Source organism: Planktothricoides raciborskii GIHE-MW2 (assembly GCF_040564635.1).
Lineage (GTDB): Bacteria > Cyanobacteriota > Cyanobacteriia > Cyanobacteriales > Laspinemataceae > Planktothricoides > Planktothricoides raciborskii.
In genome coordinates this window covers 408,290-421,969 of sequence record NZ_CP159837.1, presented here as the reverse complement: position 1 = coordinate 421,969, position 13,680 = coordinate 408,290, and the positions used below count along the sequence as shown (strand labels likewise).

Here is a 13,680-nt window from a genome sequence, read left to right as displayed (position 1 = left end):
AGTTTCGACCAAAGTCTAATAACCAGATGCCAGTCCCGTGACTAATCTATAACTTGTACGGCCTAATCACCCACTTATGATTCCTGCGGTTGCTCAGAGTTTGGCAGAAATCCTGGCTGGTAATGCCTCTTCAATTGCTACGGAGCAAATTGACTTCGACCACCCCACAGTGGATCGGGGGATCGGCTCACGGCTGAACTTATATTGTTATGAACTTCGACCCCATGAACAGAGGCAGTCACATCAGCAAATACCCGACAAAACCAGCCAGAAATCAGAGGCGATCCTTTGGTTTGACCTATCGTTTTTGATTACCGCCTGGGATGCCACAGCGATCGGCGAGCAGCATCTGCTTTCAGAAGCACTCAAGATGCTATTAAGCCACCATTGCTTACCCCAGGAAGTTCTGCCGATCGCGCTCCGAGGTTCTACGATTGTCCCCATCGATATTTCTACCATCGATCTGAATCAGACCATCGCCCTCTGGAATGCTCTGGGTGTACCGCTCCGTCCCGCCTTATATGTCACCGTGACAATTCCTATGCCAGTGGCAACAGACTTGCCATTGTATGTGGAAATGTCGCAACTGCCAACCGTGCCAAGCAATTAACTGGTTCAGCTTTGCTCTAGGGAAGTAGAAAGAAACCAAAGAAAATTTTCCATGCAGAGATGCTTTTATGCGATCGCACCTCCGCATGAAAAATATCAAACCCAATATTAATCATTTTACTGCTTAAGTTCTGTCTAAGTCCAGAGATTTCCCCATCTCCTCCTGGAAACCAAAGCCAACCTACTGGAATGAAGTAACGGGATCGAGAGATGAAGGAATGAACTAGCGGGATCAAGGGATGAAGGGATGAATTAGCGGTTTGGGATTAGACCTGTTGCCAAAAGCCAAGCTGTTGCCAAATAGCAAATGGAGGATATCCACTTATGCCTTTGGATTATTTTGCCCCTGGTGTCTACATCGAAGAAGTAGACCGGGGGAATCGACCGATAGAAGGAGTTAACCTGAGTGTTCCTGGCTTTATCGGCTTTACCGAAGATGTACGCGGTGACGCGGAAACCTTCAAACCGATGTTAGTCACTACTTGGGATCAGTATTTAGAATATTTTGGCAAACCCGGATCCGATGGGTTTACCGACTTTGGCGCGTATCTACCCTTTGCTGTTCAAGGTTGGTTCCTGAATGGTGGCGGTCGTTGCTGGGTCACGAGTCTTGGCAGCCGACTACCGGGTGCGGCGGCGCCAACGGCTCAAGAAACCGCCACGAAACTATTAACATCTTCCGGCGTTACGGCTCTATTGTTTAATGTCAAAGGAGCAGCCGCTGCTGGAGATGAAGCCGCATTACCCGCAGTCACCGGACAACTGACCGTGGCGATCGAAAGCGACACCCCGATCCAGCCAGAAGACGACAGCGAACCACCTTTAGACACTGGCGAATACTTTAAGGTGACAGTGAAGCGGGGCGACGAAACCCTGGAAAGCTTCAGCAACCTAACCATGAAAGAAGAAGTAGCCGCTGAAGTTGGCAGCTATGTACTCACCGCTTTAGCCGATTCGCAATATCTGAATGTGGAATTAGCAGCAGGACTGCCCGCAGTGTCAGCCCTATCCAAGCGGCCCGCCAATGGAGTCTATCAAGTCAGCCCACCGGCAGCTTATATTACTGACGTGAATCAGCTACCGCGAGAACTGCAAGGAAATCGCAGCGATCGCAAAGGCGTCCAAGGCATATTTGAAATTGATGATGTCTCCATCATTGCCTGTCCCGACCTGATGCTGCTTTACCAACAAAATCTAATCAACCTAGATCAACTCCACGGCATCATGGAAATGATGCTCAGTATGTGCGAAAACTCCGCACCCAGCCCACCGTATCGCATGGCCGTCATCGACCCACCGCCAGTCAAACCGGGCAAAAACGACAACAAAGCCATTCCCCCAGAACAGCAAAAACCCCAAGATGTCGCCACCTGGTTAAGTATGTTTAACCGGCGCTCCATGTTTGGCGCACTCTACTATCCTTGGGTTAAAGTGGCCAACCCCCGCAACGGTGGACGCCCGATTTTCGTTCCTCCTTGCGGACACATGATGGGCGTATGGTGCCGCACCGACGAAACACGCGGTCTATTCAAAGCCCCCGCGAACGAAACCCCACGGGGTGTCATTGGTCTAGCCTACGAAACCAACTTCCGGGAACAAGAACTCCTCAACCCCCTCGGCATCAACTGCATCCGCAACTTTGCCAACTTCAACCGGGGCATTAAAATTTGGGGCGCTCGCACCCTCGTTGAACCGGACAACATCCAATGGCGCTATATTCCCGTTCGCCGCTTAATGAGCTACATCGAAAAATCCATTGAAATTGGCACTCAATGGGTAGTCTTTGAACCCAACGACGAAGCCCTCTGGGGTCGAGTCAGTCAGACCGTTTCCAGCTTCTTAACTGGGCTATGGCGTGAAGGGGCTTTAGTGGGCAGCAACGTCAGTGAATCCTTCTATGTCAAGTGCGACGGGGATCTCAATACCCCAGACACCATGATGAAAGGACGCCTCTATATCGAAGTGGGTGTCGCCCCTGTGCGTCCAGCGGAATTTGTCATCTTCCGCATCAGTCAGTGGGCTCCTGGCCAATATGGCCAATAATTGATGATCTGGTAAATGTCATCCCCGCATCGTTTGTTTGCTGGAATGACACATGGAAAATTGTAGGTTGGGTTGAGGCACGAAACCCAACTTTTAAAGAGGAAAGGTAGTAGGTTGGGTTGAGGCACGAAACCCAACCGAAATAACAGATGTTAGGCATTACTGAAAATTGCCACCTGACAAATGTTGGGTTTCACTTTGGTTCAACCCAACCTACGCTAATCTTTTTAAGCAGACCAAGTTAAGTAGCCAAAGCGGCTACACGACACCTATCAACAATACACCTTGACTTACAAGGAGGAAAAAAATGGCAGACCTGCTTACTATTTCTTCTAACAGGTTTTCATTTAAATATGGTGGCACCGAGTATCCACTCTTGAAAGTTAGCGGCATTAATATTCAAGCCAAAACCGCTGGTCACGGTAAGCCGATCGCCTCTACAGCCAAAGCCCAGATGACCAGAAACACCACTTCAACTGGGTACTACAACAACCAAGATGTCACCATTACCGCCGTTATTGAAGATAAGAATAAAAAACTATTTGACCTCTTCAAAAAAGGGATGCCAGCCACTTATGGCGGCGATGGCAAATGGAGTCAATGTTTTACCGATGGTTCCATAGAAATCTTTGATGCCGACGCTAAATTAGTCATCACCTACAACCTGAAACAATGTCAGATGGTAGGTTATGAAGTTTCTGAATTTAATGTTGGCGGTCAAGACTTTTTAACGGAAACATTCACCCTGAATGTAGAAAGCGTTGAGCGCAAACAAAGTTAAAAAAACAAGATAGATCGGAATTGGCGCTCAGTAACATGATTCAATAACGCCGCATACACTCAATATTAGGAGAAATACAATGCCAGATACCGTAGGCGAACCGCTATCCCAGGCTAGGTTTCAATTTAAAGCAGATAATCTCGATGAGGGTCTCTTAGTCGAATCTGTTTCTGGCTTGAAATTGACCATTCCGGTGACTCAATCTGATGGGCCATTGGGGGTGACTAAGGGGAGTAAAGTTAACCGACAAGCCGCTCCTTCCGCCGTAGAATCCCACGATATCACGATCAAATTTATTACCTCTAGTAAAAACCCCAAAGCCGTTTCTGATTGGTTTTATGATTCCCATTCGACCCCTGATGTGGGTGGGGCAACCAAAACCAAAGGAAAAAATCAAGTTGCAACCATTACAGTTTTTAAACAAGATGGCACCGAGTCAGCCCAGTGGGAATTTAAAGGGGTGATGCCTATGACTTATGCCATGTCAGACTTTGATGCAGCAGGCAACCAATCCCTGACAGAAACCGTCACCTTTGCTTATGAATATTTGATGCGTAAGAAATAGTGATTGTTTCTGATATAAATTACCTTTTATTTTTAGGGACACGGCATTGCCGTGTCCCTACGGGAGATCGATATTTAAGAAGATTTAATAAAATTAAAAAAAATTAAAGAAAATTAAAGGAAATTTAAGCAAATTTAAGCAAATTAAATTAGAGCAAAATAAGGATATAACCGTGGGCAAATTTCCCGAAGTTTTAGCCAAATGTCGCTTTTTTTTAGAACTGAAACTTGATGGCAGCGATGAGTCAGTGGATGGCTATTTTATGGAATGTAGCGGCTTTAAAGTGACTCAGGATATTATCGAAGCCACTGAGGTGACGCCGCAAAAGTGGGGCAAATCTAAAAAAGGCTTAGTGGTGACTACAAAAATCCCTGGCAATGTGAAATATAATAATCTAATATTGCGTCGAGGGCTGACTTGTTCGATGACCCTATGGAATTGGTTACAAGCCGTACAAGAAGGGAAGTGGGGGGAGAAAAGAAAGGATGGGTCTTTAGTGATTTATGACCAAGGGGCTCAAGCGCAGTTTAGATTAGAATTTAAAAATGCTTGGCCAGTCAGTTATACGATTTCTGACCTGGCTGTCACTTCTGGAGAGTTTGAAATTGAAGAAATGGAAGTGGCAGTGGAAGAGCTAAAAAGAGTAAAATTATAAAAAATATATATTGGCGATCTTATGATGATTCAAACGGAGTTTGAGTTTACTTTGCCCAAGGGATATTTGGATGAAGAGGGCAACCTCCACCGCAAAGGGGTGATGCGTTTGGCAAGGGCGATCGATGAGATTGTTCCTTTGCGGGATCCGCGAGTGAAATCTAATCCCGCTTATGCGACGATTCTGATTTTATCGCGGGTGATTACCCGTCTGGGGGCATTGGAGTCAGTCAGTCCGATGATGATGGAAAATCTGTTTGCGGTTGATTTGAATTATTTACAAAAGTTTTATCGCCAGATTAATGAGTTGGAACCCCCAGACCCAGAGTTTATTTCCCCCGCTTCCCCCCCTGAAGAAAATCCAGAAATGGGCAGGATGATGACGGAATTTCAGTAAGATTCAGTTAAGCATTATAGTCAAGTATTATAGTTAAGTATTATAGTTAAGTATTATATATGTTTTGGTATGAGGAATTCGACAATATTTGAGTTTACCCTGCCCAAGGGATTTTTGGATGCAGAGGGAAGTATTCATCAAGTCGGGATGATGCGACTCGCTACGGGTGAGGATGAAATTTATGTGCAAAAGCATCCCCAAGTTAGGCAAAATCCAGCTTATGCGATGTTGGTGATGTTGTCCCGGTTAATTGATGATTTCGGGCATTTATCGGTGGTGACTCCCGAAATGTTGGAACAGCTTTTTTTAATCGATCTCCTCTATTTGCGGGACTTTTTTGCTCAGATTCACCAGCCTTTGGATGTGGTGTCGGGTGGGAAAGTTTTCGGCTACCCCTTGGAGCAATTATACCAAGAGGTAGCTTTGATTGCTTTTTATTTTCATTGGTCTTTAGATGATATTTTAAGTTTGGAACATTCCGAGCGATCGCGCTGGGTGCAGTTGATTTCCCAACTGCATAAATGATAATTTACCCTTAGAATTAGATGAAAAGTATCCGCCGATATCCGTAGATAATTATGAGTAATTATTTAGCCATTCCGACTGTCACCGCCGCTTTGCAGCGAGTTTTGCAGGAGGCGATTCAAATTGACATCGATGGCACCAGGGTGACAATGGCTCGACCAGCGAATGCAGGCAGTGCGACCCCCGAACGCGGTGTGAATCTGTATTTGTATCAAACGACGCCAAATCCAATTTGGCAAAAGAATGCAGATGCGCGATCGCGATCGCAGACCAGCAGAGATAGTAAGCAAAACCGCACCGCTTGGGATTTGAATTATCTGATTAGTTTCTACGGCAATGATATGGATCTGGAACCGCAACGGATCATGGGGAGTGTGATTCGGGCGTTGAACGATCGCGCGATTTTGGATAAAGACTCTATCCTAGAAACCATTGCCGATGAAACTTTTCCTTATTTAGCCAGTTCTGACTTAGATCAACAGGTGGAGCAAATTATCTTCACGCCGCTGAATTTATCTTTGGAAGATTTATCAAAAATTTGGTCGGTATTTTTCCAAACTCCCTACGCTTTATCCTTAGCTTATAAAGCCAGCGTGGTGATTTTGGAAGGGGAACAAGTCAGCAAAAAAGCTTTGCCGGTGCGTCTTCGCGGGCTGGCAGCGGTGCCGTTTGGTTATTCCCCGATAGTGGATCGGGTGATTTCTCGAGTCGGGCCGGGGGAACCCATTCTTAAAGATAGTACCTTATTAATTCAAGGGAGAAATCTGAAAGCTTCCACTACCCTAGTCCGCATTGGGGAATTGGAACTCACCCCCCAGGAGGTGACGGAAAATCAGATTATTTTACCCTTGAGTTCAGTACCCGATGATGTCTTGATGCCTGGGGTGCAAAGTTTACAGGTGATTCATCGGATTACACAACGTCTAAATGTAATTCCGGTCTATGGTGCGGCAGCGACCGAGGGTGAACAAGCGGCGACAAATTTGTATCATTCCCCAGACAATAAATCGTATCAGTCTTTGGAGTCGAATGCCGCGCCGTTTGTTTTGCGTCCCACAGTTCTGAAAGCTACGGTTTCTAATTTGCAGGGTCGGGAAGAACCAACGCGATCGGCCCAAATCAAAGTGCGGGTGAATTTGACTGTGGGCAAAAAGCAGCGGGTGGTGCTAATTTTAAATGAGAAATCCATCGAAAATCCCAATGCTTATTTGTTTGATGCCCCAGTCCGGCGCACCAATCAAAATACGATCGCAATTCCGGTGGAAAATGTTAAACCAGGGGAATATTTGGTGCGGTTGCAAATTGATGGGGCGGAAAGTCTTCTGACTGTGGATACAGACCCGAATAGTAAGACATTTCAATGGTATAAAGAGCCGAGGATTTTAGTCCGCTAAATTGTTATATGTTATTGGTTATTTGTTAGTGGTTAGTTGACTTAAATTTGCCTAACAAATAACTAATAACTAACAACAAATAACCAATAACAAAAGTAAGGAATTAAAGCGATGAATGAAGAAGAATTGAGACAACAATTAGAAAGAGAGATGGAAACCCTGAGTTATAATCGGTTGCATAAGTTGGGGAATGAGGCAGTTAAAGCGAAGCTGATTATTGGGCATGGTTATCGGGGCGGAAAGTATGAAATTCTGAGAAAAGATCAAGAACTGCTGCTGACTCCAGAAGAGGCGGAAAAGTATTTAGAGGATTTGCTGAAATCAACTTAGACTTTAGGGGCGAAGCATTCCGGCATTGTAGGGGCGAAGCATTCCGGTAGTGTAGGGGCAACCACCGCCATCGGATTGCCCCTAAGAAAATTTATGGTTAATTAATCTTAAAACCGCTGTAAGATAGTACCGGGAATAATCGGGAATAATCGGGAATTATTATGAACTGGCAAGAAGAAAATCAAAAGTATTTGATGGGTGCGATCGCGCGGGTGCAAGAGGCATTAGAACTAATGATTAACCAGAATCCTGGTCAAGTTAAATTGCCGACTTTGCCTCCTAGCCAGTTCAGCCAACCGACGGCGTTAGAAACGGTCTGTAAATCTTTCCAACTTTCCCCTTTTGAAAGGGATTTATTAGTATTATGTGCGGCGGTAGAATTTGATGCTCAATTTGCCGGACTTTGTGCCCAAGCCCAACATAATGAGCAAAAAATTTATCCGACTTTTAGTTTAGCTTTGGCCATATTTCCGGGGGGACATTGGGATGCTCTGAGTCCGATAAATCCCCTGCGAAAATGGCGATTAATTGAAGTGGGTGTGGCCAGAACTTTGGCCACGAGTCCCCTGCGAATTGATGAGCGAATTTTACATTATTTGGTGGGGGTTAATTATTTAGATGAACGCTTGCATGGCATTGTTGAACCTTTAAGTCCAGAGTTTTATGTTGAGGTAGGGGAGAACGGCATTTCGCCCCTACTGTTGGTTTCGTCTCATCAAGAGTTGGCGCAAGAAATTGTCGCTAGTTGGGGGCAAAGTTATGCCGAATTTGGCCGCTTTCCAGTGTTACAATTATGTGGGATGGAACCGGCTAGTAAACAGGCGATCGCGGCTAAAGCTTGTGCAGACCTTGGCCTAAATTTATTGGTGATGTCAGCAGATGCTTTACCAGCGGATCAAACCCAACAAAATTTACTGAAAAGTTTGTGCGATCGCGAATATATTTTAAATAAAAGTGCCATATTTCTCGACTGCGACCACTTAGAAAGTAATGAAGCATGGAGAGAGGCAACCGTAGCCCGTTTTATTGATACGATTAAATGTCCTTTAATAGTCAGTAGTCGCGATCGGCGCACCCAACGGCAACGCCCCCTAATTACCCTAGAAGTCACTCATCCCACAGCCCGCGAACAACGCATAGTTTGGCAAAATGCCTTGGGTGATATGGCCACTCAACTCAATGGCCATATTGAATCTTTAGTCGCCCATTTTAACCTCAGTCCTTCGGCGATTAATTCTGCTTGTTTGCAAGCCAAAGGAATCATCAATCAAAAACTAGAAAATCATCAAATCAATCAAAACATATATCAAACAAGTCAACCCGAAAATTTTGCCCAAACTGAACCTACAGAAACTACAGAACTTCAGGAAAAAATTCATCATCAACTGTGGCAAACTTGTCGCCTTCAAGCCCGATTAAAAATGGATGAATTAGCCCAACGCATCGACACAAACGCCACTTGGGATGACTTAATTTTGCCGGAAAAAGAGAAACAAGTTTTGCAAGAATGCTACGCCCAAGTCAAACAACGAGTAAAAGTTTATGAACAATGGGGTTTTGGGGACAAAAGTGGCCGAGGCTTAGGCATTAGTGCCTTATTTGCCGGGTCTAGTGGCACGGGAAAAACAATGGCAGCGGAAATTTTAGCCAAACAATTACAACTCGACCTTTATCGAATTGATTTAAGTTCAATTGTCAGTAAATATATTGGCGAAACCGAGAAAAACTTGCGGCGGGTTTTTGATGCTGCTGAAGGGGGCGGCGCGATATTATTATTTGATGAAGCTGATGCTTTATTTGGCAAAAGGTCTGATGTTAAAGATAGTCACGATCGCTATGCCAATATTGAAGTGGGCTATCTCTTGCAGCGCATGGAAGCCTATCGGGGTTTAGCCATTCTCACCACTAACTTAAAAAATTCCATTGACCAAGCATTTTTGCGCCGGATTAGATTTGTGGTGCAATTTCCTTTCCCAGATATCAATCAACGGGGAGAAATTTGGCAGCGCATTTTCCCCGAAAAAACCCCAACGGAAGGATTAGCGTTTAAGAAGTTAGCCAAACTGAATGTAGCCGGAGGAAATATCCGCAATATTGCCATAAATGCGGCATTTTTAGCCGCTGAAGCCGGGGAACCTGTGATGATGAAACATATTTTAGAAGCGACGAAAAGTGAATATATAAAAATTGAGCGCACCCTGACCGAAAGTGAGATTAGAGGATGGCTTTAGTTTGACAATTTTGGTTATTTCATTCGGGGCATGGTTGCGGGGAGTGGTTATACCAATTTTAGAAACTACTGCTACAATTCCCTGGTTTATTTGGGCGCAAGCATTGCTCCCCTACTGTTGTATGAATTTTTGTAAATAAAATTACCAATTTCAAAATAATCCAAAGTCGGTTTTAACCGACTTGCGCTATTAGCCGGGGGTTTTAACCCCCGGCGGTTTATGTACCCCCGCAATTAACCGACGATTGCGGGGATTAAAATCCGGCGGGGATTAAAATCCCCGCCTGTAGGGGTCAACGGCCGTTGACCCCTACAGGCGGTTGAAATCGACTATTTTACTAATTTTAGAAACTATACAATTCCCAGGTTTATTTGGGCGCTTTTCCGTAGCGCCCCTACTGTTGGATGAATTTTTGTAAATGGTATTAGTTAGTAAGGTGGGCAAAATTTGACCCACCCTACAGTTGCAGGAAATTGGCATTAAATGCCCACGGAACTCGTTTCTAGGGAACTGCCTTCGGACGGGGGTTGGTTGAGTTGTTCTAAAATTTGTAAAACTTCCCGCTCAAAGGTGACTAAAGCCCGGTTTGTCCGACCGCCAATATAACATTTGCCGTCTTTTTGTAAGGCCCAAATTTGGGAGTGAGAGACGTAACTCATCATTACTCCTAGCATCAGTAAACCAAAGCCGGTGTAAACAATGGGAATGCCCGGATCGCTTTTAATTTGTAAGCCGGTACTGCCTACTAAATCGACAATGGTGAGGCTGATACCATTGACTTCGATCGCGCTGCCGGTGCGGGCAGTGCCGATCAATTTGCCATCGTTGCCATAGAGTAAAACCGTGCCTTGTAAGTCAATGGCAATCACGGAAACTCCATCACTTAAATCGGTTTTGGTGGGAATCCAAGTCCCCCAAACTCTGGTCTTACTTCCGGTTTTTAATTCACCCATTGGTAATTGCAAAACTGGGCTATTATTCAGCCGGACTTTAATCCCGGCAATGCCCCAATCGGTTTGGTAAAGGGTTACGCCCCGATAGCGTAAGGGCTTGTTTACATAAATAGTTTGGCGATCGACTTCTTGTTGTTGATTATCCAATACAGATAAGTCAGAATAAAACTGGTCAATCTTGCCATCTTCTTGGTATTCAATCCAGAATCGATTGACTTTGACTGACCAATCTTTAAATACATTTAATTGCGCCAATGGCCCCGCATCGATAATATTATTAATGCTGAAACTATCCCCACTGGGGATTAATTGTTGGGCCATAATTCCCGTGAGGGTGCCCCAAATTGCCCCCGCCAAAATAATCAACATACTGGCATGGACAATAATTGGGCCAATTTTGCCGATTATGCCTTTGCGGGCATAAATTTTATTGCCTTCTCGAAATACGCGATAGCGCCGATTTTGTAATACTTGTTCCAGTTCGTTGAGATGGCCGCCACTGAGTTGGGTACTGAGGGCTAATTTTTCATATTGTCTGGGTTTTTCATAAAATTTCCAGGTTTGGGCTGCTTTGAGGGCAGGGAATTGATGGGTAAAGGTACAAGCGGTTAAGCTGGAACCAAATAAGATTAAAATAGAGAGAAACCACCAGGTTTTATAAACATGATCCAGGCCAACAGTTTTAACTACTTTCCAGGTGAGGAAGCCAAATAAGGCTGGGTTTTCGGGATAGTTGGCTTGATAAAACTGTAGGGATTCTCCTTGTTCTATGACGGTGCCAGAGATGCTAAAAAAGGCGATCGCTAATAGTAAGATAATCGCTAATCGTAAATCGCCAATAATCAGTAATACTTTGCGGAGCAATTGTTTAGCTGTCCAATTTTTGGGTGCTGAATTTTCCGGCGGATTTTCTGAGGGTACAGAGTCTTTAGATTCGTTTAAGTTCATGGTTTATGTGTTCCAGATTTATTGTGTTACTTAAATCAACTGAAAAGCGAACATAGGATCATCCCACTTGGGTAAGGGCGAAGCATGACCGCAGGTAAATTATTGGTTAAAAGCCGAAATTTTATCCGGTCATGCTTCGCCCTTACAGAATTATATAAAAGCAGAAATATATTGGGCGAAGCATTCGCGTATATAGATAATTTTTCTGTTTATCCGGGAGATATATCCGCGAATGCTTCGCCCCTACTGGAGATGCGGCGCGGCGCAAATTAAGCTACGGGCAAGAGTCTAAATAACAGGGTAAACACCCCAAATCCGACTAATAATGCGCCGCTGACTGGAGTAATCCAACTAGACCATTTTCTTAATTCTAAGAGTTTTTTGATGCTGGCGGTAAAAGTTCCTGCTAAAATTAATGGGGAAACATAACCAGCGGCATAAGCTAATAGCAATACCCCGCCTAAGATGAGGTCTTGGCTGGTGGAAACCCAAGCTAATAATGTGGCTAAAACCGGGGTACTACAAGGAGAAGCCACTAAGCCAAAGGTTAGACCGAGTAAGTAAGAACGAATGCCTTTCGGTAAGTCTTGGGAAATCCACTGCATTCCGTCAAATGATGGCAGTTGAATGGGTAAGGCTTCGAGTAAGTTTAAACCCATTAAAATGGCGATCGCGCTAACCAGAATTGGCAAACCAATGCCAACTTGTCCATAGACTTTGCCCAACGTCGCGGCGGCAATTCCTAAAGCCGCTAGGGTGGTGGCGAGTCCCAGGGAAAACCAGGCAGACTGGGCCGCTGCTTCCAGGCGATTTTTAGTTTCATAACCGCCAATATAGCCAATGGTAATTGGCAACATGGAAAGCATACAAGGGGTTAAACTGGTGAGTAAACCCGCCAGAAAAATGACCCCAACACTGACAAAAGTTAAATGGGTGATTTGGTTCGTGACCAGGTTGTTTGCCAGTTGTTGCAGGTGATAAAGTTGTGTTTCTAGGGAGTTAATCATGGGCATGGGTTGAGGCCGAATCTGATTTTATTGTATTTCGAGATGGTATATCAGGAAAATATTTATAATTTATCAGCCCAGAAACCGGGTTTCTCATGGGTTACAACTGGTCATTCTCGATCCTCAACCCAAGAAACCCGGTTTCTTTTCTCATTAGACAAGAAAGCTTTCATTATAAAAAGCCCCTCTTTTTTAGGGGGGTTGGGGGGATCGAAATATTTATTTTGCGCTCTTGTCTATTATGCCTCTCCCTAGAGGGTATCGGGATCGATGCCCAACTCCTGAAGTTTTGCTAAGGCTTGATTGAGTTTGGCTTGAGTTTGTTCTTCCCGCAACAGTGCCCGATCGCGTTCAGCTTGTGCCTCTTGTTCTGCGAGTCGGGCGGCATCTCTTTCCAGAAACATGGTTTCCGGTTCAGCAAAAGGTTCGCCATTGGGATGAAACACCGCTAACCCATCCTCCATTAGTTCAAATCTAATCTGCAATAACGGCGATGTCCAAGGCAAATACAACGCGGTAATCAAGGTGCAAATATCATCAGGCTGCGATCGCACAAATCCCCAGAAATCTTTGCGTTCGAGGTCATAGTAATAACTCTCTAAAACCCCGTAGTCTTCATAAAATTTTTGCTTTTCCGCCATTTCCCGACGGGTGTTGCTTGGTGAGAGAATCTCAAATACTACTTGCGGGGCAATGTTGTCTTCTTCCCATTGCTTATAGCTGCCGCGATATCCCGCAGGACGACCCAAAGCCACCATTGCATCTGGCGCTTGGCGGGGTGCCGGTGGTTCCTCTACTTCCACGGGATACCACAGCAAATCTCCGGCTACAAACGCTACTTCATCTTTTAATAAATGCTTCAGATTTGTCACCAAACGCACAATCCATTCATATTGTTCTGTATTATCGGCCATCGGTTTCCCGTCAGAATCAGGGTAAAGTAGTTGAGCAGAAAAAGGGGCTTGAATCATTAGTTATACAATAGTCGATCGCAGTTAGTTTATTTTAACTGATTTATTAGATCGTGACTTGCCAAGGCTGACGGTCGGGGCAAACTCATAGAAAGAATAAGATAAGTAGGTGGGCAGAAATAAATGCACCACAGACCATATCAGAAGAAAAACTGTCATTCCCGCGAAGGCGGGAATCCAAAGCCTATCGGCGGAGAACGAAAAGTGCAATTAATTATCTTCACCTACTTAGCCCTCTCGAATAAACCAATACCGGGATGGTTCATCAAAAG

13 protein-coding genes are annotated in these 13,680 nt (G+C 44.8%); 10 read left to right on the top strand and 3 right to left on the bottom strand.

All coding sequences use genetic code 11. The features are described 5' to 3' along the window. Positions 1-76: 76 nt before the first annotated feature. From ABWT76_RS01685 to ABWT76_RS01640, 10 genes are all read left to right on the top strand, one after another. Positions 77-610 carry a DUF4255 domain-containing protein gene (locus ABWT76_RS01685; protein ID WP_054465099.1) on the top strand — a complete coding sequence of 178 codons (534 nt, stop codon included), beginning with the start codon at positions 77-79 and terminating at the stop codon, positions 608-610. A 323-nt stretch (positions 611-933) separates the two neighbouring features. Further along, positions 934-2,652, top strand: coding sequence for a phage tail sheath C-terminal domain-containing protein (locus ABWT76_RS01680; RefSeq protein WP_054465100.1), 1,719 nt, complete (start codon positions 934-936; stop codon positions 2,650-2,652). Positions 2,653-2,959: 307 nt separating this feature from the next. Beyond that, complete coding sequence (locus ABWT76_RS01675) at positions 2,960-3,433, top strand: phage tail protein (protein WP_054465101.1); 474 nt, start codon at positions 2,960-2,962, stop codon at positions 3,431-3,433. 79 nt (positions 3,434-3,512) lie between these two features. Further along, complete coding sequence (locus ABWT76_RS01670; protein ID WP_054465102.1) at positions 3,513-3,998, top strand: phage tail protein; 486 nt, start codon at positions 3,513-3,515, stop codon at positions 3,996-3,998. A gap of 172 nt (positions 3,999-4,170) precedes the next feature. Beyond that, complete coding sequence (locus ABWT76_RS01665; RefSeq protein WP_054465103.1) at positions 4,171-4,653, top strand: phage tail protein; 483 nt, start codon at positions 4,171-4,173, stop codon at positions 4,651-4,653. A gap of 21 nt (positions 4,654-4,674) precedes the next feature. Beyond that, positions 4,675-5,049 (top strand): hypothetical protein, encoded by a 375-nt coding sequence (locus ABWT76_RS01660; protein ID WP_369817674.1) that lies wholly within the window; start codon positions 4,675-4,677, stop codon positions 5,047-5,049. Positions 5,050-5,118: 69 nt separating this feature from the next. Then, positions 5,119-5,574, top strand: coding sequence for a DUF6760 family protein (locus ABWT76_RS01655; RefSeq protein WP_190878032.1), 456 nt, complete (start codon positions 5,119-5,121; stop codon positions 5,572-5,574). 53 nt (positions 5,575-5,627) lie between these two features. Beyond that, positions 5,628-6,968 (top strand): DUF4255 domain-containing protein, encoded by a 1,341-nt coding sequence (locus tag ABWT76_RS01650; RefSeq protein WP_054465105.1) that lies wholly within the window; start codon positions 5,628-5,630, stop codon positions 6,966-6,968. Positions 6,969-7,079: 111 nt separating this feature from the next. Further along, positions 7,080-7,298 carry a hypothetical protein gene (locus ABWT76_RS01645; RefSeq protein ID WP_054465106.1) on the top strand — a complete coding sequence of 73 codons (219 nt, stop codon included), beginning with the start codon at positions 7,080-7,082 and terminating at the stop codon, positions 7,296-7,298. A gap of 161 nt (positions 7,299-7,459) precedes the next feature. After that, positions 7,460-9,529, top strand: coding sequence for an ATP-binding protein (locus tag ABWT76_RS01640; RefSeq protein WP_354635539.1), 2,070 nt, complete (start codon positions 7,460-7,462; stop codon positions 9,527-9,529). Positions 9,530-10,008: 479 nt separating this feature from the next. On the opposite strand, the gene ABWT76_RS01635 is transcribed toward ABWT76_RS01640, so the two are convergent. The 3 genes from ABWT76_RS01635 to ABWT76_RS01625 form a co-directional block, all read right to left on the bottom strand. Continuing rightward, entirely contained in the window at positions 10,009-11,430 is a 1,422-nt protein-coding gene (locus ABWT76_RS01635; protein WP_354635538.1) for a cytochrome c biogenesis protein, read from the bottom strand. A gap of 269 nt (positions 11,431-11,699) precedes the next feature. Continuing rightward, complete coding sequence (locus tag ABWT76_RS01630) at positions 11,700-12,437, bottom strand: cytochrome c biogenesis protein CcdA (RefSeq protein ID WP_054465206.1); 738 nt, start codon at positions 12,435-12,437, stop codon at positions 11,700-11,702. Between the two features lie 251 nt (positions 12,438-12,688). Next, on the bottom strand, positions 12,689-13,351 hold the full coding sequence (locus ABWT76_RS01625) for a Uma2 family endonuclease (protein WP_375340258.1): 663 nt from the start codon (positions 13,349-13,351) through the stop codon (positions 12,689-12,691). Positions 13,352-13,680 lie beyond the last annotated feature (329 nt).

Excerpts from the sequence above, each read along its gene's own strand:
- ABWT76_RS01645 (WP_054465106.1), top strand. The coding sequence starts at position 7,080 with ATGAATGAAGAAGAATTGAGACAACAATTAGAAAGAGAGATGGAAACC.
- ABWT76_RS01650 (WP_054465105.1), top strand. The coding sequence starts at position 5,628 with ATGAGTAATTATTTAGCCATTCCGACTGTCACCGCCGCTTTGCAGCGA.
- ABWT76_RS01655 (WP_190878032.1), top strand. The coding sequence starts at position 5,119 with ATGAGGAATTCGACAATATTTGAGTTTACCCTGCCCAAGGGATTTTTG.
- ABWT76_RS01630 (WP_054465206.1), bottom strand. The coding sequence starts at position 12,437 with ATGATTAACTCCCTAGAAACACAACTTTATCACCTGCAACAACTGGCA.
- ABWT76_RS01670 (WP_054465102.1), top strand. The coding sequence starts at position 3,513 with ATGCCAGATACCGTAGGCGAACCGCTATCCCAGGCTAGGTTTCAATTT.
- ABWT76_RS01660 (WP_369817674.1), top strand. The coding sequence starts at position 4,675 with ATGATGATTCAAACGGAGTTTGAGTTTACTTTGCCCAAGGGATATTTG.
- ABWT76_RS01640 (WP_354635539.1), top strand. The coding sequence starts at position 7,460 with ATGAACTGGCAAGAAGAAAATCAAAAGTATTTGATGGGTGCGATCGCG.
- ABWT76_RS01635 (WP_354635538.1), bottom strand. The coding sequence starts at position 11,430 with ATGAACTTAAACGAATCTAAAGACTCTGTACCCTCAGAAAATCCGCCG.
- ABWT76_RS01680 (WP_054465100.1), top strand. The coding sequence starts at position 934 with ATGCCTTTGGATTATTTTGCCCCTGGTGTCTACATCGAAGAAGTAGAC.
- ABWT76_RS01675 (WP_054465101.1), top strand. The coding sequence starts at position 2,960 with ATGGCAGACCTGCTTACTATTTCTTCTAACAGGTTTTCATTTAAATAT.
- ABWT76_RS01625 (WP_375340258.1), bottom strand. The coding sequence starts at position 13,351 with ATGGCCGATAATACAGAACAATATGAATGGATTGTGCGTTTGGTGACA.
- ABWT76_RS01685 (WP_054465099.1), top strand. The coding sequence starts at position 77 with ATGATTCCTGCGGTTGCTCAGAGTTTGGCAGAAATCCTGGCTGGTAAT.